Origin of the sequence: Prochlorococcus marinus CUG1417 (assembly GCF_017695975.1) — a bacterium.
Lineage (GTDB): Bacteria > Cyanobacteriota > Cyanobacteriia > PCC-6307 > Cyanobiaceae > Prochlorococcus_A > Prochlorococcus_A marinus_AG.
Window position 1 is genome coordinate 946,937 of the sequence record NZ_JAAORN010000001.1, and the last position, 24,679, is coordinate 971,615.

Genomic DNA, 24,679 nt, shown 5'->3' on the forward strand with positions numbered 1-24,679 from the left:
TTTTAAGTATTTAATTATTTTTCATGTCAATTTTTAAAAGACTTTTAACAAATAAAAAAGGTTCGAGTAAGTCAATTATAAAAAATTCCGTAGTAGCTGGAACGATTATATTTTCAGGTTTTGGGCAGGATGTTATGGCTAAAGGAAAGTCATATGTAGCAGTAGAACCACTAGTTTGCGATTTAGTTAAATCAATTGCATTACCATCTGACGAAGTCAAATGCTTAGTAGATAGAAAACAAGATGTTCATGACTTAAAGATCAATCCAAGGCAAGCTCAATTACTAAATAGCGCAGATAAAGTATTTACTCTTGGTAAAGAAATGACTCCAAGCATGAGAAATTGGGAAAATAAAAAAAATACTGTTGTTGTAGGTGTTAGTGCAATAGACGTAGATGATCATTCTGATCATGGAGGTCATGACGATCATTCTGAACATTCAGCTAAAGTAGATGATCATTCAGACCATGGAGGACATGATGATCATGCTAAAGGTGCTTTCGAATGGGCAGGAAAATTTCAACTTTCTAAGGGTTCTTACAAATGGTCATTTGAAAAAGTCGATGGCGAATATGCAGATCCTGCAATGAAGATGGTAATTCTCAAATCTAATGACATAGAAGGATCTGAAGATTTAGCCAAAGAATTATTAGAATCTAAAGACTCAATAAGCAGAAAAAATGAAGGTACTTTGATAGCAAGTAATAAAGCTTTTGTTCTTAACTTTGATCAAAGAAAAGAAAGTACTGTTTTTAACGTAGATATCAAAGAAGATGGTCAATATATATTTTTTACTGAACACATGCCTTTTGAGTTTGAAGCAACTCAACACTTTTTTAAAGACGTTTCAAATAGTGATGTAGAACCAATAGCACAAGTTCCAGACGAAGGAGAGGGGCATCATCATCATGACCATGGAGGTCTAGATCCACATGTATGGCATGATCCGCATAACATCATAAAAATGGGAGATCTTATAAGCAAAAGTTTAAAGAAAGATATTTCAGTTTTTAATAGAGGTGACAGAAAACTAATTAATGAAAGATTAGAAAAAGCTGATTCTCTCTTAGAAGGCTTAGATAGTTGGATCATCGAACAAGTAAGCTCTATTCCTGAGGAAAACAGAGTAATTGTCTCTAAACATAAAGCATTGGGATACTACGGGGATGCATTTGGTTTTGAAACCATTAGTTTACTTGACTTTCTTGGAGACTCCTCAAGCTTAAGGCCAGACAACATAAGTTCTACTTTAAAAATGTTAGATGAAGAGAAAGTTCAGGCAATATTTCCTGAACAAATTCCAGCATCTAAGTTATTAAGGAACTTAAGTAGACAAAGTTCCGTTCCTTTAGCTTCAAATCAAATATTCGTTGATGGATTGATGATGGATGGCAATACGGTTTCAGTTGCTGTTCACAATACTTGTACAATTGTTAACTCATTGGGTGGAAGCTGTGATAAAGAATCTGGCTCCAATCTTGAGTCTGAATGGTACAAACTTTCAGATTAAATTTTTCTAATAAAAACGGTTTTCATTTCTTATTATTACTATTATTAAACTATTGTTTATTTAGTAAAAATCAGTAAATGAGCATCAAAGATAAAATTCCCGTAACCATCCTCACTGGATTCTTAGGTTCAGGGAAGACTACTTTGCTTAATAGAATTTTAAGTGAAGAGCACGGAAAAAGAATAGCCGTAATTGAGAATGAATACGGTGAAGTAGGTATAGATCAAGGGCTTGTAATTAATGCCGATGAAGAAGTGTTTGAGATGTCAAACGGGTGTATTTGTTGTACTGTTCGCGGTGACTTAATAAGAGTCCTTGGCAACCTTATGAAAAGAAGAGATAAGTTTGACTATGTTTTAGTAGAAACGACAGGATTAGCAGATCCTGGACCAGTTGCTCAAACATTTTTCATGGATGAAGAGATAAGTTCTGAATTCACTCTCGATGGAATTGTAACTTTAGTTGACGCTGCACATATTGATCAGCAACTAGGAAGGAGTGATGAAAGTTCAGAACAAGTAGCATTTGCAGATGTTCTTGTCCTTAATAAAACTGATTTAGTCTCTGATGATGCACTAGATACTCTTGAATCGAGATTGAGAGATATGAATCGAATGACTCGAATTATTCGAGCCGAAAATGCCAAAGTACCAATTGAAACAGTCTTAAATCTAAGTGCATTTGATCTTGATCAGATCCTTAAACGCAGGCCAACATTCCTTGAACCAGAATATCCTTTTGAATGGACAGGTGTTTATGATCTTGATGCAGGTAAATATGAATTAATACTAGAAGAAGGACCAGATCCAGAAATGTCCCTAGTAGCTCTCGTTAACCAAGGTGATAGTGAGGAGGAACTAAAAGACGGTGCTGAATCCTCCGTGAGACTTTATGCAGAAAAAGCTAATAATTTTGAACCTGGGAATACCATCCCATATGGAGAACATATAAATCTCAAATTGGAGGATAAAGGAAATAAATCTTTCATCTTGAACATAGAAAAACCAACAAAAATAGGTTTGTTTACACAGCACACCGCTGAAGAATTCAATATGAAAATCATTAAAAGTGAGGAAAATAAAGAGATTCCCTTTAATACTGAAAGATTCTGGCAAGCAGAGCATGAACATGATGATGAAGTTAGCTCAATTGCTATAGAGCGTTTTGGAGATGTTGACCCAGAAAAACTAAATACCTGGATGGGAAGGCTTCTCTCAGAAAAAGGGGTGGATATATTCAGAACTAAAGGTTTCATAAGTTACTCTGGTAACCCAAGGCGAATAGTTTTCCAAGGAGTACATATGTTATTTACTGCACAACCTGATAAAGAATGGGGTAATGAACCTCGTAGAAATCAACTTGTTTTTATCGGTAGAAATCTAAATGAAAAAGAGATGCAAGAAGGCTTTGATAAATGCCTGATATAGAAGCATTTAGCCCAAGAGGCATGTTCCACGAAGGATGGACAGCCGAAGTTAGCGATTATGCTATAGCATGTGGCTGGGCTCTTAAAGGGAAACAATTTATTGTTGGCGATGTAGCAGGTGGTATTTTTGCATTCGAAGGAGATACTGGAAAAATTATTTGGAAAAAAGAAAATACTCACTCTGGTGGTCTACTAGCAATGGCAATTCATCCAGAGGGTGATATTTTTGCATCATCAGGTCAGGATGGAATAGTTCAAATTTGTAATTGCCATGAAGGTAAAGTTATTAAAACACTTGATCTTGGCAAAGGTTGGGTAGAACACCTCAAGTGGTCGAATGACGGTTTATTTCTTGCGATAGCTTCCTCAAAAAAAGTATATGTTTTTAATGAAATTGGTGAAGAGAAATGGATCTCAGAAGACCATCCAAGCACAGTAAGTGCAATAACGTGGTCAAATAAAAATGAGCTAGCAACTGCTTGCTATGGAAGAGTGACATTCTTTGACATAGTTAATAATAAAACGAATCAAAAACTCGAATGGCAAGGATCATTGGTATCTATGGAATTAAGCCCTGATGGAGATATAGTTGCCTGTGGGAGTCAAGACAATTCAGTTCATTTTTGGAGAAGATCAACAGGAATGGATGCTGAAATGACTGGATACCCTGGCAAACCAAGTCATCTTTCTTTTGATGACAGCGGAAAATTATTAGCAACTAGTGGTAGTGAAAGAATTACAGTTTGGAGCTTTATGGGAAATGGACCAGAGGGGACTATGCCAGGAGAACTATGTCACCATACAGAACCCATTTCGAGCCTAGCCTTTTCAAATAAAGGTATGCTAGTAGCCTCAGGATCTAGGGATGGTTCTGTTGTGGCAAGTTTCCTAAAAAATGACGGCAATGGAGACCCAGTTGGAGCTGCATATGCTGGAGATTTAGTAGGGGCAATATCATGGCGACCTGATGATTGTGCACTTGCAGCAGTTAATGCAAAAGGTGTTGTAAATGTATGGAAATTTAAAGTTCGTACTAACCTTTTTTCAAAAGGATTTAAGTAAAAAGTAGAAATTTATAATTACCAATAGTTAGCTTTTAAATGTCTTTCCATACAAATGACCTCACAGTCATTATCTATTCCTTTTGGGTGAATATCGCAATATGAGAGACATTGAAAATATTCGTCTATAGGATTAGATTTATCAGTTTTACTAACTTCTTTCGACTGCTTCATAAAAGAATTCCTCAATTATTTAAAATTAAGATAGTCGAATTAAATATCAAAAGAAATAAGCAAAACTTACTAAAAATATCTCAAAAAAAATTAGCGCAATTGATTACTACTCTCGGACATTTTTAATTAAAAAGCAATGCGTATAAAAACGGATTGTCTTTAGAGTGATATTTTCCTAATTTTATATTGTTGAGTTCTAGGAGGTCTTTCAAAATGATCGATAGCCTGCCTGAAATTTCGTAATAAAACTAACTAATTTAATTAACTGCTCCAATTATTTTTTATAAATGTCTAAGCTTCCTTCTTCTGCATCGTTTAGGTGCCCTTTAAGAAACAAGCTTAATTCTAGAGTTTTTGCCCCAGTTAAAGACAATTAGTTAATTTTGGTGAGCATTAGCTTAATAGAAGTTAGCAACAAGGATCCAAGATTTAGGTGCGTTATTAACTTCAGTAAAAAAATATAAGTAAGAGATAAAAGAGGGCTTAAATTAGCCCTCTTTTTTTAATAAGATGACTTTCTTCTGGTTTTACGGATAATGATTAAAACAATAAAATTTTAAAATGGTTCAATATTATTGTCCATATTGCAATCCTAAATATCAATTTCAGAAAAAATCCTCAAAAGGTACTCTGATTTGTGACTTGTGCGGGGAGGATCTGGTAAAAAAACCACTTATTAGGTTGAACCAGATAATTGCTTTAGTTGCTGTTTCGTCTTTACTTATACCGTTAATATATACTTTTATTTTTTTAATTAAAAATCAAATCAATCCTTCTCAAAAAAATTATCAAGCAAAAAGTTATTTGATGATATTTATTAAAGATCAGATTTCATAAAACAAATTGGAAATTTCACGGGGAAATTTTTATTTCCAAATTTTTTACATATTTATTTTAAAAAGTAATTGTTTATACATCTCAAAAATAACTCTGGATAAATAATCTAAATATTGATTAAAAATAACTAAATGGTCATCTCATCCAATAGTTTTACTCAAAAATATAATTTTGAATGTAAAACCTCAGATCAGAATCAAGAAAATAACCTATCAAGTAATAAAACATTTTTAAAAAATAACTTTTTAAACCCTTCTAATGATCATGGTTATTTTTGTGCATGCATAGAATGTCGACCAATCGGGAATGATCATGAAAATTTTATGGCAGATATGCCTGATGATCCTGCTGAAATAATTTCAGATTTTTCTAGGATGGGTCTTATCAAAAATGAAGCATATGAAATTGCTGATGCTATTTCAACTGCAGAAATGAGAGATCTATTGTTTTACAAAAACGCTTCAAATGGTGATCCATATAAAGAACAACTTCTTAGAGAATTAGCTAAGGAAGCTGGTGGATTAGACCAAGCTTTTCAAGCAGCATTTGGACCTCAAGCAGGTAGCTTCTTTGCTAAAACTAAAGCTTCTTCACCAATGGGAAGAAGACAATTTTTATCTAGCCTAGCGGCAGGTGCAGCACTAATTACAGTTGCTTGCTCTAATCAAAACAAGCCTTCCAAACAACCAATTGATGACACGCCTATAAATGTCAATAATTTAGAGAAGCAAACTTTAAGAGTTGGTTTCATACCAATAACATGCGCCTCTCCAATAATCATGGCGGAACCGATGGGTTTCTACAGCAAGTTTGGAATGGATGTAAAAGTTGTCAAAATGCCAAGTTGGGGGGCAGTTAGAGATTCAGCAATTGCTGGTGAATTAGATGCTTACCATATGCTTGCTCCAATGCCAATATCCATGACTCTTGGATTAGGGACTGCACCATTTAGTGTGAAACTGGCAAGCATTGAAAATATAAATGGTCAAGCTATTACTGTTGCCAAACGTCATAAAGGGAAAGTAAATGGTCCTGCTGATATGAAGGGATTTGTATTTGGAGTTCCATTCCCATACTCAATGCATAATCTTTTATTAAGATATTATCTTGCCAAAGGTGGGGTTGATCCAGATAAAGATGTTCAGATTCGTCCTGTTCCACCACCAGATAGTATCGCACAATTAGTTGCCGGTGATATCGACGCATATTTAATGCCTGATCCGTTTAATCAAAGGGCAGTTTACGAAGATGCAGGTTTTATACATCTACTCACTAAAGAATTATGGCCAGGGCATCCATGTTGTGCATTTGCAGCTGGTGAACCATGGATTAAAGAACATCCTGAAACTTTCAGAGCTCTTAATAAATCTATTATTGATGCTGCTGCTTATGTCTCAACTCCTTCTAACAGAAAAGAAGTAGCTAAAGCTATTTCTGGAAGGGGATTTTTAAATCAACCCACAGAAGTTGTTGAAGCTGTACTTACAGGCAAATTTGAAGATGGACTTGGTAAATCTCAAAATGTACCTGATAGAATTGATTTCAAACCTTATCCATGGCAAAGCTTCTCTCACTGGATACAGTCTCAATTAATTCGTTGGGATTTAGGTGGAGCTGTAGCAGCTATTCAAGCTGGCGATTTCAACCCTAATAGCGCTTCAATATTTTTAACAGATGAAGCTCAAGCTTTAGAAAGAGAAATGGGGGGTAATCCACCAACTGCAAGATTTAGAAAAGAGATACTTGCTTACGACGAGTTTGATCCAAGTAAACCAATGAAATACATAAAAGACCAAATAAAAAGAGATGGTTTTTAGATAAATAACCATTAAATCTTTTATAAATGAATAAAGTAATTTCAACTAGGCTTAAGCTTTTTGTTACCATTTCTAGTCTCTTAATTTTTATAATCTTGTGGCAAATAGTTGCTCAGCAAGGCTTATTAGTTAAAAATTTCCCAGGATCGTTTAAAACCATAAGCTCCCTTATTTGGTGGGTATCTGATCCCTTTTTTGATAATGGTCCAAATGACTTAGGAATTGGAACTAATTTACTTATAAGCCTTAGGAGAGTATTAATTGGATACAGCTTAGCTGTTTTAGTAGCTGTTCCCCTTGGAGTATTTATGGGAATGTCTAAATTAGCTCAGTCTTCTTTAAACCCATACGTGCAACTTCTAAAGCCTGTTTCTCCATTAGCTTGGCTTCCTGTAGGCCTTTTTGTTTTTAGAAATTCTGAGATTACTGGCATTTTTGTAATTTTTATTACTAGTATTTGGCCTACGTTAATTAATACTGCTTTTGGAGTAGCAAGTATTAATCCTGATTATTTAAAGGTATCGAAATCTCTCGGGGCTAGTAAATCAACAACTATTAGAAGAGTTATTTTGCCAGCAATCATGCCAAACATTCTTGCTGGAATGAGAATATCAATGGGTACAGCTTGGCTCGTTATTGTTGCTGCAGAAATGTTGTTGGGTACAGGTATTGGTTATTTTATATGGAATGAATGGAACAATTTATCTCTTGAGAATATCTTTGTCGCAATCATAATAATTGGTTTTACGGGATTTATTTTGGATCAACTTTTTGGCTATCTTCAAGAGAAATTTGACTATAGTGTCTAACCTTAATTCTTTAAATCTTTAAAAAATGTCAAAAAATCTAAATTCAAAAAAAACTAATAGCCACCTTAAATTAAATAATCTAGGAAAAACTTTCTACAAAGAAAAAAAATTTTTTGATTTTTATTCAAAAGGAAATAGAAGTGGGTTCGAGGCTATCAAAGATATTAATCTAGAGATAGAAAAGAACACCTTCGTATCTATAATAGGTCCTTCAGGTTGTGGCAAATCAACATTACTAAATTTAATAGCAGGCTTACAAACTCCAACAACTGGGAATATCATTATTGACGGACAAGCTATAAAAGGTCCAGGTCCCGATAGAGGTGTTATTTTTCAAAATTACGCTTTAATGCCATGGCTTACAACAATTGAGAACATTCAGTTTGCCTTAAATACTGTTTTCCCAGCAAAAACAAACGCTGATATTAAAGAAAGAGCGAGAAAATATTTAAGAATGGTTGGTTTAGAAAAAGCTTCAAACAAATTCCCAAAAGAATTATCTGGAGGAATGAAGCAAAGAGTTGCAATAGCTAGAGCCTTATCTATAAATCCAAATATGTTGTTGATGGACGAACCTTTCGGGGCTCTTGATGCATTAACCAGATCCTATTTACAAGATGAACTATTATCAATTTGGAGAAAAAATAAAGTAACCGTTGTTTTAATTACTCATAGTATTGAAGAAGCATTGCTTTTGTCTGACAAGATTGTTTTGATGTCAAGCGGTCCCTCCGCCATAATTTCTGAGGAAATTTCAGTTGATTTAGAAAGGCCAAGAGATAGAGAAAAAATAGAACAAGATCCTACATATTTAAAAATAAAAATGCGTTTGGAAAAGCATCTATTAAGAGAAACAAGAGCTGTAGAAGAGGTTACTTAGACTTCTTCTGCAATAAAAAAAACAACAATTAATTATGACTTTACCCACATTTACACAATTACTATTAAAAGCAAAAAAAGAAAAAAATTTATCCTTTGAAGATTTAGGTAAATTAATTAATAGAGATGAAGTATGGGTTGCAAGCTTATTTTATGGGCAAGCTACAGCTTCTGAAGGAGAAGCTAATATTTTAATTAATGCTCTAGATTTACAATCAGAACTAGAAGATCAATTGACAACACCGCCAGTGAAAGGCTGCCTAGATCCTGTTATTCCTACAGATCCTCTTATTTATAGATTCTATGAAATAATGCAAGTGTATGGACTACCAATGAAGGATGTAATACAAGAAAAATTTGGCGATGGAATTATGAGTGCAATTGACTTTTCCATTGAAGTTGATAAGGTAAATGACCCAAAAGGCGATAGGGTATTAGTAAAAATGTGTGGTAAATTCTTGCCCTATAAAAAGTGGTAAATATTTATTTTCGTCTTTAGGAATATAAAACCATAATTAATTATTCATTCATCATTTTCATTAAGTTTAAGAGTCTTATTAACTTCACTCTCGAATTCTTTAGATGCAGATTGTAAACCCTTTATGGTTTTGCCAATAGTTTTCCCAAGTTGAGGCAAACGTTTTGGCCCAAAAATTAGCAATGCAAGTACAACAATTACAGCGATTTCTGGTATACCAATTCCGAAAATGTTCATTAAAAATTCAATAATAATTAATTATAAAAAATTTTTCTTCTGCTAAAAGTAACTAAAATCACACATTTTTTTAATCTATTAACAATGGAAAGAAGTTGGGATCCATATTATAAATATTTCAAAGAATTTGAATTTAATCTCTTTGAAATTTTTATATTTTTAGAATTTCAAAAAGAAATTATTGATTTGGGATATATCGGACAAAGTCAAATCAACCAAAATGTTCTAAATCCAGGCCAGTTTTGTGTTGTCGATGGATTAATAAAGATAGTTCATGATTTGCCAAAATTCCTACATGATGAAAAATTTAAAAATAATTTAGATATAGAAAAATGGAAAATAGATTCCTATAATTTACTTTCTTTAGATATAAAGTGGGTAAAAAAATCATCAATAATAATAATTTAATTTTTAAGGAATATTTATTATAAATTTAACTATTATCTTATAATATAAATTTTCTAAATATTATTTAAGAACCAATATTTATCAGTGGATAATGATAACCATTTTCAAAATATAGAAATTAATTTTTTTTAAAAAGTGTAACTAAGCCTGCTACAATTAATTTTTTAGGCTATATTGTTAATAATTAATTTAAAATTTACTATTATGATTACTACAAATCCAAAAATATTATTTACAGTTAAATCTACTTCAAATGAAGAAGAAGTATGCCCCGGTTGCGGTTGCGTTTGTCCTTGTGAATGTTCAGATTGTAAAGAATGTTCACCTTGTAAAGATCATTAAATCCCCTAAATCAAATAAAAAATATTTTTTTTGGTAAATTTCCAGAAATTAGTTCCACTTACTGATATTAAAGAATTTTGAAAATTACTATTTGATATTTATAAATTTCAAAGACCTAGTTCTGTAAGGCTGGGGAAATCTTCTGATCGTGCACCTTCTTCCCATGTAAAAAGACAATCTTTTTATTTATAGAAATATCGTTTATACTTGCTTCTCTTCTACGCATTAAACCAGTTTCAGAAAATTCCCAATTTTCATTCCCATATGCACGAAAATAATTATATTCCTTGTCATGCCATTCATATTGGAATCGAACAGAAATTCGATTTGAATCATATGCCCACAATTCTTTAATAAATTTATAACCAATTTCTTTTGTCCATTTTCGATTCAAAAATTCTACAATTTTTTCTCTACCTCTTATAAATTCATTTCTATTTCTCCAAAAACTATCTTCTGTATAAGCAAGCGATACAGTAAATGGATCTTACGTATTCCAAGCATTTTCGGCAATCTCACTTTTTTTATTGCTGTTTCTGCGTCAAAAGGAGGTAAAGGAGGTTTTATCGACATATGCTATTTAATGAATTGGGTTATCTAAATAATAAAAAAAACACTTATTTAATGATGATAATCAAAGGGGCAATTTCAAAAAAGTTAAAATTTTTAGGCAATTATCCTCTGCAAAGAGATTTACTTAAACATGAATTTTTACTCTCTTTATAAATTTGATCATTAACATTTTCTAATTTAATCTCATTATTAATTACTTGAATCTTTTTCCCACAATGTTCCTTGCAACCTCCATTCAATATATTATGTGCAAATAAATTAGAAATATTTGTTAGAAGTAAAAGAAAAATTATTTTATATATTTGATAAAAATAAGACTTCATTTTTAATATTATTTCCCCAGAATTATTAAATTAATAATACCAATTAGTTCCAAGGAGTGTTTATAAGTCCCCAGATATCAAAGAAGAAAAATAAAACTGCAATAGTAACAAGATCCCATGCTCTTTCCCTAAAAGCCCAAGGCGCTATAAAAACTTCTCCAAGTCCGTGAAGAGCAGCACCTATTGGTAGATGATCAAGAACCAGCAAACTGTGTGAGAGGATAAAAAGAAAGCTTGCGAAATATCTAAAAAAAACAAATTGCCAATTACTAGAACTCATACCTTTTAGATTTTTAAGAAATATACTTCAATGATCAAAATAATGAAATAGATAGAGTAAAGAGATATTATTTTTGGTAGTCATAAATACGAATAAAGATTTGAAGCTCAAGTAAAAATTACTAAACGAAGAAATAGATGTTTTCAGATTATCGTCCTAAAAATAGTTTTGATGAATACTTTAAGGATAATGTGAACTCTGCTAGAGAAATATTAATCCCTCTTTTGTCCTCTTTAGACAATATGGGAATTGAAGAATTAAATAGGAATCATTCTGCAGCAAAAAAATTATTACTAAGACATGGTGCTACCTTTAGATTAAATGATACGGGTTTAAAAGGGACGGAGAGAATATTACCTTTTGATCCTTTGCCAAGAATAATAAGTAAAGATGATTGGATAACATTAGAAAAAGGTCTTAAACAAAGGCTTGAGGCAATTGATTTATTTCTCAATGATATTTATAATTCTCAAAATATAATTAATGATGGGATAATTCCAAGAGAATTAATAGAGAGTTCAGAAGGTTGGAGACCTCAAATGATAGGTTTCAAACCTCCATTAAATAAATGGTGCCAAATTTCAGGACTTGATTTGATAAGGGACAGGAAGGGTGATTGGCATGTTTTAGAAGATAATTTAAGATGCCCTTCTGGGGTTGCTTATTTTTTAGAAAATAGATTAGTTATGAAAAATATTTTTCCTAATCTTTTCTCTGGCAGAATAGTAAAACCAATTGATGAATATCCATCATATCTTTTAAAAACGCTTCAAGAACTTGCAGTTTGGACAGATACTCCCAAGATAGTTCTACTAACTCCAGGAATTTTTAATAGTGCTTATTTTGAGCATAGTTATTTGGCTCAAGAAATGGGCATCCAACTAGTTCAGGGTCATGACTTAGTTTGCAATGATGATTATGTATATTTGAAAACCACCTCTGGATTAAAAAGAGTAGATGTCATTTACAGACGAATTGATGATGATTTCTTAGATCCGCTAAATTTCAGAAAAGATTCCTGCCTCGGTGTTACTGGATTACTTGATGTTTTCAAGGCAGGTCATGTTGCTTTAGCAAATGCTCCTGGGACTGGAATAGCAGATGACAAAATGATTTATTCTTTTGTCCCAAAAATGATTAAATATTATCTTGATGAAGAAATTATTATTAAAAATGTAGAAACTTATATTTGTCATTACCAAAAGGATCGAGAGTATGTTCTAGAAAACTTATCAAAACTTGTTGTTAAGTCTGTCGCAGAAGCTGGGGGTTATGGAATGTTAATTGGGCCTCACTCAACAACCAATGAAATAGAAGAATTCGCTAATAAAATTAAACAAAATCCTCGAAATTTCATAGCTCAACCTACATTAGAATTATCTACTGTGCCATCGTTGTGCAATGGAGAACTATATCCATGTCATGTTGATTTAAGACCTTACATCTTGAGAGGAAAAGATTCATGGGTTAGCCCAGGTGGTCTTACGAGGGTAGCCTTAAAGAAGGGATCATTAGTCGTCAATTCTTCTCAAGGTGGAGGATGCAAAGATACATGGGTTGTAGGTAAATAATATGCTTTTAAGTCGTGTGGCAGAATCTCTTTATTGGATAAATCGTTATTTAGAACGCGCGGAAAACATATCTCGTTTCGTGGAAGTAAGTGAAGCGATGTCATTAGATTGTCCACCAGGAAGTGCAGAACCTTGGCTCCCGTTAATAGATGCTTCGAGTGACAGAGAATCTTTTGATAAAAGATTTCCAGAGAAAAAACCAGATGACGTTATTAATTTTTTAATAAGAGATCGTTTAAACCCAAATAGTATAATCTCTTGCATTCAAATGGCAAGAGAAAATGCAAGACAAATCAGAGATGTGATGACCACAGAAATGTGGGAGCAAATTAATATTTTATATTGGAATATGCAAGAAGGAGAGGCAATATGGAATAAACCAAGACAAGAACAACTAAGTGAAATAAGGAGGGAATGCCAGCTTTTTTATGGAATTACAGATGCTACTCTCAGCAAAGATCTTGCTTGGAGATTTAGCATTCTTGGAAGATTAATCGAAAGGGCTGACAAAACATCAAGAATTTTAGATGTTAAATATTATTTACTCCTTCCCAGCTTAGATGAACTTGGAGGAGTACTTGATGAGCTGCAATGGATTGCACTTTTACGTTCAGCTGGAGCTTATCAAATGTTTAGGAAAGCAGTGCAAAATTCAATAAAGCCTAATTCAGTTGCGAGATTTCTTTTACTGGATCCAATTTTCCCTAGATCAGTAAGATACTGTCTTGATGGGATAAGCAATACTCTTAAAACAATAGATGTCTCTCCATCTACTGAAAATCCCTCAGAATTAGAATGCATGAGAGGTTTGCTAAAAGCAAAGTGGAGTTATATCAGAATTGAAGATATAATTAATGCTGGTTTACATGAAGCAATCGATTCATTGCAAATGGATTTAAATAAATTAAATGATCTCATTCAAGAGAAATACTTTATTAATTAAAAAGCTTTTTAATGAGAATTAAATACATTCACAAACTTGAATATAAATACGAAGACCCTGTTCAATTAGGCGAGCATAGATTATGTATAAAGCCAAGGTCAAATGGATTCCAAAAGCTAAAGAATTTTGAATTAAAAATAACCCCAGAACCAGAAATTATTTATCCATTACTTGCTGCCAGCGGAGAAGAGATTAATAGAATCAGATTCAATGGATTAACAGATAATTTAATTATTGAATCAATCAGTGAAGTTGAAACTGTTAAACATCCAAACATTATTGATGGAGTTAAAAATAGAGATTTAACATTACCTTTTTGTAGAAGTATTATTAACAGAGATTTGCAGGGAGCATTAGAGGGATGGATGCCTAATGGACAACACGACCCCTCTGCTGTAGAACTTGCCCAGGAAGCTTTAGCAGGAAGCATTAATAACGCATTATCATTTACCTACCAGTTAATAGAGATAATTCAAGATCGGGTTAAATATACCAAAAGACATACAGGTCCAGCATGGCCGGCTAGCAGAACACTTAGAGAACGTATAGGTTCATGCAGAGATTTAGCAATGCTGATGGTTGAAGCTTGCAGGTCTATAGGTATCCCAAGTAGGTTTGTAAGTGGTTATCATTTTGAAGATCCGTTACCCTCTGAGTTGGATTTACACGCTTGGGCCGAATTATATATTCCAGGTGCTGGTTGGAGAGGTTTTGATCCAAGCGGGAAAGGATTAATAGATGATAGATATTTAACATTGGTATCATCTTCAAAATCTAATTTAACCTCTGTAATCACAGGAAACTTCATAGGAAAAAATAATCTAGAAAATACTTTATCCTGGGAAATCAAACCTCTTGAGATTAAATAAAGACTAAATTTTAATCTTTTAAATGACGAAAAATATAAATAATAATATGTTTCTTTTTTAGTGTTAGTTGATACGTTCTTAGATGAATATATCTGTTTTCATTTGTTTAATCTTTAAAGAAAATTGAACTCAAGTTTAGAAATTCCAGTTATCAAATCAAATAAATCAAAAATGTTTGAATTGATAAGTTATGAAAAATTTCGCGATACAAAAGACGTAAGATTTTTTGATATTAGTGTTAATGATTCAAATTATAGAGATCTAGTTATTCACAGTGGTCCTGCAGTTAGTCCTCCAAATGATGAAGATTTTAATAATTGGCAATTTTACATACATCACAATCAAGAAGATAATCTATTAGCTATCTCTGGGGGTAGAACATTTTTTCTTGTAAATTTTGGTTGGGATTATCCTTTTTATAAAGTTAGATTAGAATCTTGCGGATATATTTTAAGGATACCTAGAGGAACTTTTCATAGATCGGTATCTGACGAAAACGGTTCCATAGTTTTAAATCAAGCCATTAGAGATAAAGGAGGTTCAGTTGAATCTGAATTCAAAGTTACCAATAGCAAAGATAATAAAAAACTTCTAGATTGTATAACTAATTTAGAGCCTAGATTTAAAATTTATAGTGTTAAATAATCTTAAAAAGGGATTCTAAATTTATTCATCGATTTAAAAAATTATCTAATTGTTATAAAATAATAATATTCGAATTCTCTAGTATGAAATTTTTCAGATTTATAAAATATCTTTTATGCATAACTTTTTCTTTCTTAGTTTTATCCTCTCCAGTTTTTGCTGGGGCAAATGTAGCTGTTAAGGGCGAGGGAGATGAAGTTCCAAGTTATGTAAGATCTAATATTACAGGATTTGATTTCCATGGAGAGGATCTTCATTTGTCATCTATAGCTGGAGCAGTGGCAAGAGATGCAGATTTTAGTGACGTTGATTTACATGGGACAACCTTAACCCTATCTGATTTAAAAGGTTCTAATTTAAATGGAATCGACCTGACCGATACTCTTTCTGATCGAGTTAATTTCCAAAAAACAGATCTTAGAAATGCTGTTTTAATAAATATGATCGCATCAGGTAGCAGTTTTGCAGGAGCTCAAATAGAAGGAGCGGATTTTTCTTACGCTATTCTTGACAGCGAAGATCAAAGAAATCTTTGTGAAATTGCTGATGGTATCAATCCAACAACAGGCGTTTCAACTAGAGAAAGTCTTGAGTGTAGCTAGTACAAAAACTATAAGTAAACTTCTTATAAATAAACTTTCTTACCATTATTAAATTTATAAATCCTTTGTTCATCATCTTGAAATATCATTTCACCATTTAATTTGGATTTCTTAAATTTTGAAAGCCTTGCTCTGTGAATATTAGATTTTCTATTAATATTTTCTTCGTTGTCATAACTCCCAATATAGATATTTATATTAGGGTTTGAAAAGGTTTTTTCTTCCTCTCTTAAAAAAATTCTTTCAATATTTGTTTGCGTGCTTTGAAGTTTATTTTTAAATTTTTTTAATTTTAAGTTCTTTGATTTTTTAGATTTAATTTTTTTGTAGACAAAAAAAATAAGTCCTAAAATTAGAAAAAATAAAAATATATTCATTAACTATTTAATTTTTATTTTAATATCTACGCCTAAGTTACTTTTAGTAGTTAATATTTCTTTTCTTAAAATTCCATAAGTAAAAATTCTAGATAAAGTTTTCAAAGATTTAAAAACCAAAAAAACAGTAAATAAAAAGAAAACAATAATATTTTCTACAAGAATATTTTTATTTTTATTATCTAGATTGCTCATGTAATTGTTAATTCAATTATTTTTCATCATTATTTGCATATGGTCCGAAAAATTCACTAGCGTCTCTTCCCATTACTTTAGCAAGATTTAAACTTTTATCTATATCCCATTTAGATGCCATTCCATAAAGAATACCTGCAGCAAAAGAATCACCACATCCATAAGAATCAACCTTTAATTTTTTGTTTTTAAGAGCCTTATATCTTCCTCCTGGGAATATTATGCCTCCCTTCTCTCCCTCGGTTTTAATAGTATATTTGGGTTTTAACAATAATTCAGAAAAAGAAAAAACTTCTCCTGGATCAAGATTACTGCCTATTAATCCATCTAAAAGAACATTTGAATTATTAATTGTATTTAATCCTACCCTTGGTGTTGTACACAGTATTGGAGCTGATCTAGCCATTTTAAAAATCTCTGAATCAGATGCAGTAATAAAAATTCCGTCCATTTTTTTTAAAATGTTCCATTCTAAATTGTCTTTATGAGTTGGAGCTAACCTTTCTCCAATAACTGTTATTGCTCTTTCACCTTGAGAGTCAATTAAACTAAATCCTCTTCTAGTTGGTTTATCACGCCAAGCTACATGCAACTTGATTCCCATATTTGAGAGAATCTTGAAACACTTATCTCCATAATCATCATTACCTAATGACGTAAAGAAATGAATTTGGTTTAAAGTTAAATCAGAAAGTATTTTCGCGATAATAGATCCACCACCAGCTGGATACTCAAGGGACTTTTCAGAATGAGAAATAACTCCGGATTTTGGTAATTGATCAACTTTTAAAAAATTTATCCATTCAACATGACCAATAACTGCAAAATTTAAATTTCCTTTTTTAAATTTATAGTCTTCAACTTTATTATTCTTGTCAACAGCCATAAGCTTTAAAATACTATTATTAAAAGAAATATTTTTAACAAGTGAATTCATTTAACATTTTAAAAGATAATAAACAGATACTATCTTTTCTTTACCTTTTTCTATCAATTTTGGGAGCTGTTCTGCCAATGTTGGCAAATTTCGAATTTGCTAGGGAATATGGAAACAGCTTTGATATAAATAACTTCATTTCTTTAGCGAACGCAAACCCTGCAGCTCAGTCAATTTCTAGAGACTTATTAGTAGGTGCAAGTGCTATTTTTATATGGATAGTAAATGAATCAAAAAAACTAAATATGAAGAATATGTGGGTTGTATACATTGGCACTTTTCTTATAGCCTTCGCATTCTCTGCACCTTTTTTCTTATTTCTAAGAGAGAGAAGAATTATTGAATTAGAAAAGATTAATTAAAATAATCTCTTAAAAAGAATTGTAAAGGCAATAAAGCAACAAGAAGAAATTGAAAGCCAGATTATTGAAGCATAACCAAATAGATCTAATATGCGCCCTGAAATAAATGGTCCAAAAAAATAACCCATAGCGAAACATTGTGATAAAAGAGCAAGTGCAAAACCTTTTTTATTTGAAGGAGCTATTCTGAAAACGACATCTGTTGATGTTGGAAGAAATGAAGCAGTCCCTAAACTTACTAAAATTAATGCCAAAGAAATTAAATAAAACGCTGGGATATTTAGATAACTAGAAATAAATAATAAAAATGAAGCGAAAGAGAAATTTATTAAACTAAATTTCAAGCCAAATAATCTTTCTTTCTTAGATATCCAAGAACCGACAGGCCATTGTAAAAACAACAATAAAATTAACTGAATAGAAATTATAAGACTAATAATTTCTTTGCTTAATGCATCACGATATATTCCACCTTTAACAAGATCCAGAGGCAAAGTTACTTGTATCAAGGCTAAAGAGGTAGTTATCAATAAAATAGATAAAATTATTATTGTTGAATTTTTATTCCATTTCAATTGTCCCTGATTAATTGGATCTACTAATTTTTTTTGAAAATTTTCTAAGTTTCTTTTAATAGAAGAACTATTTCTAGATATTAAATACGTGATAACTAACATACAAAATATATCATTTATAAATATTGATTTAGAATACAAAAAATTCGTCATATACCCCCCTAAGAATACCCCTAGAAATATTCCTAAAGCTTCCGAACTTCTAACAAGGGCATAAGCTTTACGTGTTTCGATAGGATGACAAAAATAGGGCACCCCAAACTCGGCAGCAGGCCAATATATTCCTGCAGCAGCCCCAACAAGTGATTGTCCAATTATGTACAAAAAAGTATCTCTTGAAAAAATGAGGCATAAGCTAGCGGCAATACTTAGTATTGAAGAAGTAATTATCGGAAATTGTATTTTTCCCGTTTTATTAAGATAATTACCTGTAAAGAGTCTTGTTATGGTTCCAATTATTGCTGAGATGGTAAATCCCAGGCCAATATCTGTCGCCGATAATCCTAGGTTATTAAAAATAAGTGATGTTAAATAAATAACACCTCCTGCTCCAAATGCAGCAAAAAATCTTATCTTGGTTATTAACCTCAAATGATAAGGAAATTGAATCCACCAATTTTTGCTAATTTGTAAACTATTTGGACTAATCACTAGTGAAATACATTTTTATAATTTTTTTTAGTTTTTGTTGTTTATTTTTTAATAATGGTTTAAAGGCTGCTGAAAAGATAAATATTAAGTTTGAAGAGATGGAAATCCCTCTTACTATAGAACAATTATCAAAATTAGAAAAATACAAAGATAATTCAACAGAATTAATAGATTGGTTAAAAAAAAATGGATTCATAAGAGTTTTTGAATTATCAAAATTTTTAGAATTTCCAGTTTTCAAAGAAGAGGGATTAAATAGAGAAATATTAAGAAGTTGGACAGGGCGTAAAATTATTACAGAACTGAGCAAAAGCATAAAAGTTCCAAATGACAATAATGGAACAGAAATATATAACACTATAGAAAATTTATTAGATCAAAAAAAAGAAGTTTCAACTTTAGACATCATAAAGGCATTACCATCAGAAGAAATTTCACTAGATATTGACAATCTAATTTTAATAATTTCATCTTGGAAAAATGAATTATCAATGCAACAAGAACTATTATCCAAATTAAATAAACTTGAAAGAACTAAACAAAATGCCTTTAAAAATACTGAAAAAAAATCAACTAAAGATCTAATAAAAATTGAAAAAAAAATTTATGCTCCTCACCGAGTGAAACCTTTTGAAATTGAAATATGGAAAAGCAATAAAATAAATTTCGATAAAGAATTGATAATATTTATGCCAGGACTTGGAGGCGAAATTAATAATTTCAAATGGATAGGTAACGAATTGGCCAGAAGAGGTTGGCCAATATTATTCATAGATCATAGAGGTAGTAATCTAGAATCATTCATAGACGTGCTCGATGGTAGGGAGACAATACCAGGAAGTGCAGACTTTTTCTTATATAGAATTAAAGATTTAGATGCTGTATTGAAAGCTCATGAAAATGGAGAATTTGGTTTCCCTAATAATTCTTATATTTTAATGGGGCATTCACTTGGTGCTTTAATAGCACTTTTATATGAAGGCAAGAAACCTACAGATCAACTAGAGGAAAAATGTGATTCAGCATTAAAAGACTTTGCGGTAACAAATTTATCAAAATTACTTCAATGTCAGTTGAGTGAAATACCATTCCCTAAGAAAAATAATTTTAATAAGGCCAGTGCCATAGTAGGTTTTAATTCATTTGGAAGTCTAGTATGGCCAAAAGAAAATAGTACAGGTATTAAAGCACCAACTCTTCTAATAGGTGGTACTTATGACCTTATTACACCTTTAATGAATGAACAATTTAGAGTGTTTTATGCTTTAGATAATCCATCAAATAGATTTCTAATTATTGAAGGAGCAAGTCATTTCTCTCCAATAAGAATTAATAAAAGCTATGAAGAAAATAATGACCTCTTCAAAATAAGTGAATCTTTTATTGGTTCAGAGCCAATATTAGTACAAGATTTATCTACTAAATTTATAGTTGAATTTTTAAAAAATATTAAAGACCAAAAGATCCCTAATGTAATTAAAAACCAAAGAGATTTAGGCCTTGACTTCCATCTTTTAGATCTTGAAACGATAAAAGAAATTTCCGAAAATTAGTACTCTATTCGTGGATCTAAATATGCGATTAAAATATCCACGAAGAGATTTAGAGAGACTATAAGCATAGAGGTAAAAATTACAATTCCTTGAACCAAGGTATAGTCTCTTTGAGAAATAGCTTCATGTAATCTTAAAGCTATACCTGGCCATGAGAAAGTCACCTCGAACAACAGAGCGCCTCCTGCTAAAGAGGCCATAGTCAAGCCAGAAATAGTGACAATTGGCAATAGAGCATTAGGCAATGCATGGTTTAAAAATATTTTTTTCCTCGATATTCCTCTACATATAGCAGCATTTACATAATCACTTTTAAATGTCTTATCCAAATTTACTCTTAATGAGCGGCTGAATATACCACTTAATAAAAAGCCAAGGGTAATCGAAGGAAGTGCGAGATGATAAAGACTATCTTTCAAGGCAATAATATTATTTGAAAGAATACTATCTAAAACTAGAAAACCTGTAATTTGTGGTTGTTGCTGAAATATAGGAAATCTTCCTCCAATTGGGGAAATATTAAAAAATACAGAAAATAATAATTGAGCTAACATTGCGCCCCAAAAAGGAGGGATCGCATATGTAGCAATTCCTAATATTCTCGAAATATAATCTGTCTTTTTCCCTTTATTTCTTAAACCAATTAATCCTAATGGAAATCCTATTAGTATGGCACTTGATATTGAAAAGAATCCAAGCTCAAGACTTGCAGGCAATGACTTTATAATAATATTAAGGACTGGCTCTTGGGTACTAAGAGATTGGCCCAAATCTAAGTGCAATATATTTTTAATATATAAAAAATATTGATTTATTAAAGGTTCATTTAGCCCTAATTTATTTCTTAGAAATTCTCTTGAAACCTCATCAGCACCAGATCCAAGTATGGCATCGACAGGATCGCCGGGAGCAACTCTCAACAAAATAAATACTAATGAAGAAATTATCCATAACATTATTGGTATAAGTGAAATTTTTAACAAGGAATAATTTAGTAGTTTGTTTAAATTTCTACTCATCAATAAGCTTAAGATCACTCAACGAAATAATTCCTGCACCATTAAATATAGGTTTTGATATTTTATTTTGAGACCATGCTTTTTGAGAGGATATCCAAATAGGAATATAAGGGATTGAATTTGATGCTATTTTTTCAATTTCAAGAAGTTTTTCTAATCTTTTTATTCCTGTTGTTTTTTCACTTTCAAGAAATAACCTTTCCACTTTATTAGATCCCCAAAAGCTACCGCTGTAAACTGATTCTCCTTTTTTACATATGCCATCAACTATTTCATTACAACTTAAAAGAGGGGTGAGATATGCTTCTGGATCTGAATAAGCTCCAGTCCAATCGAGAATAACTGCTGTATAAATTCCTAAACTTAAATTTTTATAAACTGTTGTAGATTCAACCCCATTGAGTTCAATATTAATACAATCATTCAAAGAATTTTTAATTTCTTCCTGCCATGTCAGGGCAATAAGCTTGTCAGCCGGTACATTCGATCTATAAGTAAGAGGTATTTTCAGAATATTTCCATTACAAAAATTTTCTTTTTGCAATAACCTTCTCACTTCTAAATAATCATATTTAGGCCACAGTTCTTGATTATCTTTTTTTAATATTGGAGGGATAATTGATCTAGATGGTTTCCTTAATCCATAACTCACTTTCTCACTAATTAATTTTCTATTAAGACTTTTTGCCAAAGCTAATCTCAAATTAAGGTTACTTAAGGGATAAGAACTAGTCTTAAGGCTTATAAAACTTAATTCAGTAAAAGGGCTATTACCTTCTTTAAACTGTTTATTTTTGCTTAAATTATTAAGACTTTTTCTCTGACTATCATCAATTGAATTTGATAAAAGCACGTCAATTTGTTTACTTTTTAAAGCCCCAAAAAGAGAAGATGAATTTGAATATCCCACAAAATTAATTCCTTTATTTAAGGGTTTTTCACCCCAATAATTCAAATTTGGATCAATTGATTGAACTTCATTAGAAAAACTTTTTAGCACATACTTGCCAGTACCAACGAATTTTTCATTTAGAAACTTATCAGAATATTCTTTGTAAAAGGTAGGAGATATTGGAGTTAAATTTACTGATGTAAGTAAACCATTTAAAGAACTTGATGGTTTATTTAAATTTATTATGACTGAATATTCACTTGGTGTTTCTATTGATTTAATCTTATTTCCTAAAATATAATTCATAGTTCCAATTCTTTTGAATCTATCAAAAGTAAACTTTATAGCATTTGAGTTAAATGAAGTTCCATCGTGAAAAAAAACATTTTTTCTCAAATTGATAATTATTTGAAGTCCATCCTTTGAAATAATTGGCATCCCAGAGGCCAATTCAGGTATTAATTCTCCTTCAGAATTTAATTCATATAATGTGTCTCCAAGTGAACTGATTAATTGAATTGATTTAAGAGTATTGGCTCGAGCTGGATCTAAAGATTCAATCTTTCCAGAACTTGCTACTATGATTTTTTTTGATATTCTTTTTGAACCACAAGAACTCTGTAAAAAAGAAATTAATATAATAAAAATTGATAAAAGAACTTTTTTTTTCATATTTTTTAAATAATAAATTATTCTGAGTATTGTTTTGAACAAAAAATTTGCAAGGTTATTTGACTTATTTCTAAAGCAAATGTTTTTTTAGAATCACAAGCAAAAGGCCACTCTCTCACCCAACAAATTTTTTTACCTATATTTAAACCAATTATTTGAAAAGTCTTATTGCTATTTTTAATTCTTACACAAGCACCTTTGTAAAGGTTTTCAGAAGAAATTATATTATTTTTTTGATTTTTATTACCTAATAGTTTTGAATGAATCATTAAGGTTTTAAAAGCAAACACTTACTTTCTTCGGTTTAACAAGCTATGAAGAAATTTGCAAACTATTATTTTAAATACAACTTAATTGACTTGCGATATTTTTAACTTCAGAAAGCGAATTTATTTGATCTTTCGATTTCTCAAAACTTCCATTATTCACCTCATGAGTTATAACAACAATTTCGGCTTTATCCTCAGTTGCATCTAGTTGCACAATTGATTCGATTGATACATTATTATTACCAAAAATATCTCCAATCTTTCCTATTACGCCAGGACTATCAAGACAGATAATTCTAAGGTAATTTTTTTTATTTATTAAAGAAGATTCTATGATATGACATTTTCTCCAGAAATCAAAAGATAGTAATGGATCAACTGAATTATTATTTTTTTCTGACACGGCATGCAGATTTAATATATCTGATACTACTGATGCAGAAGTTGGACCTCTGCCTGCACCTGGACCATACAACATTATTTCTCCAAGAGGATCAGCCTCTATCAATAATGCATTATTAACTCCCATAACTGTTGCCAATGGATGAGATTTTGGAATCAATGAAGGGCCTACCCAAATATTCAAAGCAAGTGAATCATTACTATTAATTTGTTGCCTTTCGGAAAGTGCCAAAAGTTTTATTTCAAATCCTAATTTATTCGCATATTCGATATCCTTTAAATTAATGCTACTAATGCCCTCTGAATGTATTTCGTCTCTTTTAATTTTCCCCCCAAATGCGAGTTCACTAAGAATAGAAATCTTATCAGCAGCGTCATGTCCCTCAACATCTGCAGTTGGATCAAATTCTGCATAACCAAGACTTTGCGCCAATTTTAACGTTTCCTTATAATCAGCTTTTTCATTTGCCATCTTTGAAAGAATAAAATTTGTTGTGCCATTTATTATCCCAACCATTTTTTTTATGCAGTTACTCTTTAATGATCTTTTTAATGGTTCAATTATTGGAATCCCTCCGCAGACTGCTGCCTCTGACAGTATATAAACTCCTTCCTTAGCAGCAGTTTTGTATATTTCTTCTCCATATCTTGCAATGACTGCTTTATTTGCTGTGACAACAGATTTGCCTGATTTTAATGATCGTAGAATAATATCTTTCGCTAAATCAACCCCTCCCATTACTTCAACAATTACATCTATGGAGGGGTCATTAATTAATTCAAATGGATCATCCGTTAGTAAATTATTATCTAGCTCAACATCCCTTTTTTTACTGAGATCTTTAACTGCTATTTTTACAATTTCTATTTCTTCTAGAATTGGATGTGAATCAATTTCAGAACTTAATATTTTATAAATTCCTGAACCTACAGTTCCAAAACCTACTATGCCAATTTTGCATTTTCTCATTTTTTATTTCTTATTACTTT

Annotated in this window: 29 protein-coding genes and 1 pseudogene; 17 read left to right on the forward strand and 13 right to left on the reverse strand. The window is 31.4% G+C overall.

Features of this window, described 5'->3' with window-relative positions; all coding sequences use genetic code 11:
* Window positions 1-23: 23 nt before the first annotated feature.
* The 3 genes from HA140_RS05535 (at window position 24) to HA140_RS05545 (ending at window position 3,999) form a co-directional block, all read left to right on the forward strand.
* On the forward strand, window positions 24-1,511 hold the full coding sequence (locus tag HA140_RS05535) for a metal ABC transporter solute-binding protein, Zn/Mn family (RefSeq protein ID WP_209040121.1): 1,488 nt from the start codon (window positions 24-26) through the stop codon (window positions 1,509-1,511).
* Window positions 1,512-1,588: 77 nt separating this feature from the next.
* Complete coding sequence (locus HA140_RS05540; protein ID WP_209040122.1) at window positions 1,589-2,938, forward strand: CobW family GTP-binding protein; 1,350 nt, start codon at window positions 1,589-1,591, stop codon at window positions 2,936-2,938.
* The gene (locus HA140_RS05545; protein WP_209040123.1) at window positions 2,926-3,999 is read left to right on the forward strand and encodes a WD40 repeat domain-containing protein; all 1,074 of its coding nucleotides are present in this window, start codon (window positions 2,926-2,928) and stop codon (window positions 3,997-3,999) included. The genes HA140_RS05540 and HA140_RS05545 overlap by 13 nt, the downstream gene beginning before the upstream one ends.
* Window positions 4,000-4,016: 17 nt before the next feature.
* Here HA140_RS05545 and HA140_RS05550 read toward each other — a convergent pair whose 3' ends face one another.
* Window positions 4,017-4,172, reverse strand: a complete 156-nt coding sequence (locus HA140_RS05550) for a hypothetical protein (RefSeq protein WP_167315825.1) — start codon at window positions 4,170-4,172, stop codon at window positions 4,017-4,019.
* Between the two features lie 561 nt (window positions 4,173-4,733).
* On the opposite strand from HA140_RS05550, the gene HA140_RS09375 reads away from it, so the two are divergent.
* The 5 genes from HA140_RS09375 (at window position 4,734) to cynS (ending at window position 8,993) form a co-directional block, all read left to right on the forward strand.
* Window positions 4,734-5,009, forward strand: coding sequence for a DNA gyrase (locus HA140_RS09375; RefSeq protein WP_245156204.1), 276 nt, complete (start codon window positions 4,734-4,736; stop codon window positions 5,007-5,009).
* A gap of 131 nt (window positions 5,010-5,140) precedes the next feature.
* On the forward strand, window positions 5,141-6,826 hold the full coding sequence (locus HA140_RS05555; protein WP_209040124.1) for an ABC transporter substrate-binding protein: 1,686 nt from the start codon (window positions 5,141-5,143) through the stop codon (window positions 6,824-6,826).
* Between the two features lie 26 nt (window positions 6,827-6,852).
* Window positions 6,853-7,635: a nitrate ABC transporter permease gene (ntrB, locus tag HA140_RS05560; protein ID WP_209040125.1), complete on the forward strand. Its 783-nt coding sequence runs from the start codon at window positions 6,853-6,855 to the stop codon at window positions 7,633-7,635.
* Window positions 7,636-7,660: 25 nt separating this feature from the next.
* A complete protein-coding gene (locus HA140_RS05565; protein ID WP_209040126.1) occupies window positions 7,661-8,515 on the forward strand; it encodes an ABC transporter ATP-binding protein in 855 nt (284 codons plus the stop codon).
* Window positions 8,516-8,549: 34 nt separating this feature from the next.
* Complete coding sequence (gene cynS, locus HA140_RS05570) at window positions 8,550-8,993, forward strand: cyanase (protein ID WP_209040127.1); 444 nt, start codon at window positions 8,550-8,552, stop codon at window positions 8,991-8,993.
* A gap of 44 nt (window positions 8,994-9,037) precedes the next feature.
* On the opposite strand, the gene HA140_RS05575 is transcribed toward cynS, so the two are convergent.
* Window positions 9,038-9,229: a TatA/E family twin arginine-targeting protein translocase gene (locus tag HA140_RS05575; RefSeq protein ID WP_209040128.1), complete on the reverse strand. Its 192-nt coding sequence runs from the start codon at window positions 9,227-9,229 to the stop codon at window positions 9,038-9,040.
* Between the two features lie 84 nt (window positions 9,230-9,313).
* Here HA140_RS05575 and HA140_RS05580 point away from each other — a divergent pair, with 84 nt between their 5' ends.
* Both HA140_RS05580 and HA140_RS05585 read left to right on the forward strand, forming a co-directional pair.
* Window positions 9,314-9,637 carry a hypothetical protein gene (locus HA140_RS05580; protein WP_209040129.1) on the forward strand — a complete coding sequence of 108 codons (324 nt, stop codon included), beginning with the start codon at window positions 9,314-9,316 and terminating at the stop codon, window positions 9,635-9,637.
* A 204-nt stretch (window positions 9,638-9,841) separates the two neighbouring features.
* The gene (locus tag HA140_RS05585; RefSeq protein ID WP_209040130.1) at window positions 9,842-9,979 is read left to right on the forward strand and encodes a hypothetical protein; all 138 of its coding nucleotides are present in this window, start codon (window positions 9,842-9,844) and stop codon (window positions 9,977-9,979) included.
* Between the two features lie 107 nt (window positions 9,980-10,086).
* Here HA140_RS05585 and HA140_RS05590 read toward each other — a convergent pair.
* The 3 genes and pseudogenes from HA140_RS05590 to HA140_RS05600 form a co-directional block, all read right to left on the reverse strand.
* Window positions 10,087-10,552: pseudogene (locus tag HA140_RS05590) on the reverse strand (DUF1348 family protein).
* Window positions 10,553-10,653: 101 nt separating this feature from the next.
* Window positions 10,654-10,875, reverse strand: a complete 222-nt coding sequence (locus HA140_RS05595) for a hypothetical protein (RefSeq protein WP_245156205.1) — start codon at window positions 10,873-10,875, stop codon at window positions 10,654-10,656.
* Between the two features lie 43 nt (window positions 10,876-10,918).
* Window positions 10,919-11,155 carry a hypothetical protein gene (locus HA140_RS05600; protein ID WP_209040131.1) on the reverse strand — a complete coding sequence of 79 codons (237 nt, stop codon included), beginning with the start codon at window positions 11,153-11,155 and terminating at the stop codon, window positions 10,919-10,921.
* 137 nt (window positions 11,156-11,292) lie between these two features.
* On the opposite strand from HA140_RS05600, the gene HA140_RS05605 reads away from it, so the two are divergent.
* The 5 genes from HA140_RS05605 (at window position 11,293) to HA140_RS05625 (ending at window position 15,785) form a co-directional block, all read left to right on the forward strand.
* Window positions 11,293-12,726 (forward strand): circularly permuted type 2 ATP-grasp protein, encoded by a 1,434-nt coding sequence (locus tag HA140_RS05605; protein WP_209040132.1) that lies wholly within the window; start codon window positions 11,293-11,295, stop codon window positions 12,724-12,726.
* A 1-nt stretch (window position 12,727) separates the two neighbouring features.
* Window positions 12,728-13,669 carry an alpha-E domain-containing protein gene (locus HA140_RS05610; protein ID WP_209040133.1) on the forward strand — a complete coding sequence of 314 codons (942 nt, stop codon included), beginning with the start codon at window positions 12,728-12,730 and terminating at the stop codon, window positions 13,667-13,669.
* Window positions 13,670-13,680: 11 nt separating this feature from the next.
* Window positions 13,681-14,538 carry a transglutaminase family protein gene (locus tag HA140_RS05615; RefSeq protein WP_209040134.1) on the forward strand — a complete coding sequence of 286 codons (858 nt, stop codon included), beginning with the start codon at window positions 13,681-13,683 and terminating at the stop codon, window positions 14,536-14,538.
* Between the two features lie 171 nt (window positions 14,539-14,709).
* On the forward strand, window positions 14,710-15,183 hold the full coding sequence (locus HA140_RS05620) for an HNH endonuclease (RefSeq protein WP_209040246.1): 474 nt from the start codon (window positions 14,710-14,712) through the stop codon (window positions 15,181-15,183).
* An 83-nt stretch (window positions 15,184-15,266) separates the two neighbouring features.
* Window positions 15,267-15,785 carry a pentapeptide repeat-containing protein gene (locus HA140_RS05625; RefSeq protein WP_209040135.1) on the forward strand — a complete coding sequence of 173 codons (519 nt, stop codon included), beginning with the start codon at window positions 15,267-15,269 and terminating at the stop codon, window positions 15,783-15,785.
* Between the two features lie 23 nt (window positions 15,786-15,808).
* On the opposite strand, the gene HA140_RS05630 is transcribed toward HA140_RS05625, so the two are convergent.
* Genes HA140_RS05630 through HA140_RS05640 form a run of 3 tightly spaced genes read right to left on the reverse strand, consistent with a single transcriptional unit; the run spans window position 15,809 to window position 17,243 of the window.
* Window positions 15,809-16,162, reverse strand: a complete 354-nt coding sequence (locus HA140_RS05630) for a hypothetical protein (RefSeq protein WP_209040136.1) — start codon at window positions 16,160-16,162, stop codon at window positions 15,809-15,811.
* 3 nt (window positions 16,163-16,165) lie between these two features.
* A complete protein-coding gene (locus HA140_RS05635) occupies window positions 16,166-16,357 on the reverse strand; it encodes a hypothetical protein (RefSeq protein ID WP_025946086.1) in 192 nt (63 codons plus the stop codon).
* A 16-nt stretch (window positions 16,358-16,373) separates the two neighbouring features.
* Window positions 16,374-17,243, reverse strand: coding sequence for a carbohydrate kinase family protein (locus tag HA140_RS05640; protein ID WP_209040247.1), 870 nt, complete (start codon window positions 17,241-17,243; stop codon window positions 16,374-16,376).
* 41 nt (window positions 17,244-17,284) lie between these two features.
* Here HA140_RS05640 and HA140_RS05645 point away from each other — a divergent pair, with 41 nt between their 5' ends.
* The gene (locus HA140_RS05645; RefSeq protein WP_025888552.1) at window positions 17,285-17,656 is read left to right on the forward strand and encodes a DUF2834 domain-containing protein; all 372 of its coding nucleotides are present in this window, start codon (window positions 17,285-17,287) and stop codon (window positions 17,654-17,656) included.
* Here the strand turns inward: HA140_RS05645 and HA140_RS05650 are convergent.
* Window positions 17,653-18,882 carry an MFS transporter gene (locus HA140_RS05650; RefSeq protein ID WP_209040137.1) on the reverse strand — a complete coding sequence of 410 codons (1,230 nt, stop codon included), beginning with the start codon at window positions 18,880-18,882 and terminating at the stop codon, window positions 17,653-17,655. The two genes, HA140_RS05645 and HA140_RS05650, sit on opposite strands and share 4 nt — an antisense overlap.
* A 2-nt stretch (window positions 18,883-18,884) precedes the next feature.
* Between HA140_RS05650 and HA140_RS05655 the strand changes: the two genes are divergently transcribed.
* Window positions 18,885-20,435: an alpha/beta hydrolase gene (locus HA140_RS05655; protein WP_209040138.1), complete on the forward strand. Its 1,551-nt coding sequence runs from the start codon at window positions 18,885-18,887 to the stop codon at window positions 20,433-20,435.
* Here HA140_RS05655 and HA140_RS05660 read toward each other — a convergent pair.
* The 4 genes from HA140_RS05660 to HA140_RS05675 form a co-directional block, all read right to left on the reverse strand.
* Window positions 20,432-21,454: an ABC transporter permease gene (locus HA140_RS05660; protein ID WP_209040139.1), complete on the reverse strand. Its 1,023-nt coding sequence runs from the start codon at window positions 21,452-21,454 to the stop codon at window positions 20,432-20,434. The genes HA140_RS05655 and HA140_RS05660 overlap by 4 nt on opposite strands.
* Window positions 21,447-23,018 carry an ABC transporter substrate-binding protein gene (locus HA140_RS05665; RefSeq protein ID WP_209040140.1) on the reverse strand — a complete coding sequence of 524 codons (1,572 nt, stop codon included), beginning with the start codon at window positions 23,016-23,018 and terminating at the stop codon, window positions 21,447-21,449. Before HA140_RS05665 ends, HA140_RS05660 begins: the two co-directional genes overlap by 8 nt.
* 17 nt (window positions 23,019-23,035) lie before the next feature.
* Entirely contained in the window at window positions 23,036-23,287 is a 252-nt protein-coding gene (locus tag HA140_RS05670) for a hypothetical protein (protein WP_209040141.1), read from the reverse strand.
* A gap of 70 nt (window positions 23,288-23,357) precedes the next feature.
* Complete coding sequence (locus tag HA140_RS05675) at window positions 23,358-24,659, reverse strand: homoserine dehydrogenase (protein WP_209040142.1); 1,302 nt, start codon at window positions 24,657-24,659, stop codon at window positions 23,358-23,360.
* Window positions 24,660-24,679 lie beyond the last annotated feature (20 nt).

What these genes read in the sequence shown, in the direction of transcription:
- HA140_RS05535 (WP_209040121.1), top strand. Translation starts at nt 24, where the DNA reads ATGTCAATTTTTAAAAGACTTTTAACAAATAAAAAAGGTTCGAGTAAG.
- HA140_RS05540 (WP_209040122.1), top strand. Translation starts at nt 1,589, where the DNA reads ATGAGCATCAAAGATAAAATTCCCGTAACCATCCTCACTGGATTCTTA.
- HA140_RS05545 (WP_209040123.1), top strand. Translation starts at nt 2,926, where the DNA reads ATGCCTGATATAGAAGCATTTAGCCCAAGAGGCATGTTCCACGAAGGA.
- HA140_RS05550 (WP_167315825.1), bottom strand. Translation starts at nt 4,172, where the DNA reads ATGAAGCAGTCGAAAGAAGTTAGTAAAACTGATAAATCTAATCCTATA.
- HA140_RS09375 (WP_245156204.1), top strand. Translation starts at nt 4,734, where the DNA reads ATGGTTCAATATTATTGTCCATATTGCAATCCTAAATATCAATTTCAG.
- HA140_RS05555 (WP_209040124.1), top strand. Translation starts at nt 5,141, where the DNA reads ATGGTCATCTCATCCAATAGTTTTACTCAAAAATATAATTTTGAATGT.
- ntrB (WP_209040125.1), top strand. Translation starts at nt 6,853, where the DNA reads ATGAATAAAGTAATTTCAACTAGGCTTAAGCTTTTTGTTACCATTTCT.
- HA140_RS05565 (WP_209040126.1), top strand. Translation starts at nt 7,661, where the DNA reads ATGTCAAAAAATCTAAATTCAAAAAAAACTAATAGCCACCTTAAATTA.
- cynS (WP_209040127.1), top strand. Translation starts at nt 8,550, where the DNA reads ATGACTTTACCCACATTTACACAATTACTATTAAAAGCAAAAAAAGAA.
- HA140_RS05575 (WP_209040128.1), bottom strand. Translation starts at nt 9,229, where the DNA reads ATGAACATTTTCGGAATTGGTATACCAGAAATCGCTGTAATTGTTGTA.
- HA140_RS05580 (WP_209040129.1), top strand. Translation starts at nt 9,314, where the DNA reads ATGGAAAGAAGTTGGGATCCATATTATAAATATTTCAAAGAATTTGAA.
- HA140_RS05585 (WP_209040130.1), top strand. Translation starts at nt 9,842, where the DNA reads ATGATTACTACAAATCCAAAAATATTATTTACAGTTAAATCTACTTCA.
- HA140_RS05595 (WP_245156205.1), bottom strand. Translation starts at nt 10,875, where the DNA reads ATGAAGTCTTATTTTTATCAAATATATAAAATAATTTTTCTTTTACTT.
- HA140_RS05600 (WP_209040131.1), bottom strand. Translation starts at nt 11,155, where the DNA reads ATGAGTTCTAGTAATTGGCAATTTGTTTTTTTTAGATATTTCGCAAGC.
- HA140_RS05605 (WP_209040132.1), top strand. Translation starts at nt 11,293, where the DNA reads ATGTTTTCAGATTATCGTCCTAAAAATAGTTTTGATGAATACTTTAAG.
- HA140_RS05610 (WP_209040133.1), top strand. Translation starts at nt 12,728, where the DNA reads ATGCTTTTAAGTCGTGTGGCAGAATCTCTTTATTGGATAAATCGTTAT.
- HA140_RS05615 (WP_209040134.1), top strand. Translation starts at nt 13,681, where the DNA reads ATGAGAATTAAATACATTCACAAACTTGAATATAAATACGAAGACCCT.
- HA140_RS05620 (WP_209040246.1), top strand. Translation starts at nt 14,710, where the DNA reads ATGTTTGAATTGATAAGTTATGAAAAATTTCGCGATACAAAAGACGTA.
- HA140_RS05625 (WP_209040135.1), top strand. Translation starts at nt 15,267, where the DNA reads ATGAAATTTTTCAGATTTATAAAATATCTTTTATGCATAACTTTTTCT.
- HA140_RS05630 (WP_209040136.1), bottom strand. Translation starts at nt 16,162, where the DNA reads ATGAATATATTTTTATTTTTTCTAATTTTAGGACTTATTTTTTTTGTC.
- HA140_RS05635 (WP_025946086.1), bottom strand. Translation starts at nt 16,357, where the DNA reads ATGAGCAATCTAGATAATAAAAATAAAAATATTCTTGTAGAAAATATT.
- HA140_RS05640 (WP_209040247.1), bottom strand. Translation starts at nt 17,243, where the DNA reads ATGGCTGTTGACAAGAATAATAAAGTTGAAGACTATAAATTTAAAAAA.
- HA140_RS05660 (WP_209040139.1), bottom strand. Translation starts at nt 21,454, where the DNA reads ATGAGTAGAAATTTAAACAAACTACTAAATTATTCCTTGTTAAAAATT.
- HA140_RS05665 (WP_209040140.1), bottom strand. Translation starts at nt 23,018, where the DNA reads ATGAAAAAAAAAGTTCTTTTATCAATTTTTATTATATTAATTTCTTTT.
- HA140_RS05670 (WP_209040141.1), bottom strand. Translation starts at nt 23,287, where the DNA reads ATGATTCATTCAAAACTATTAGGTAATAAAAATCAAAAAAATAATATA.
- HA140_RS05675 (WP_209040142.1), bottom strand. Translation starts at nt 24,659, where the DNA reads ATGAGAAAATGCAAAATTGGCATAGTAGGTTTTGGAACTGTAGGTTCA.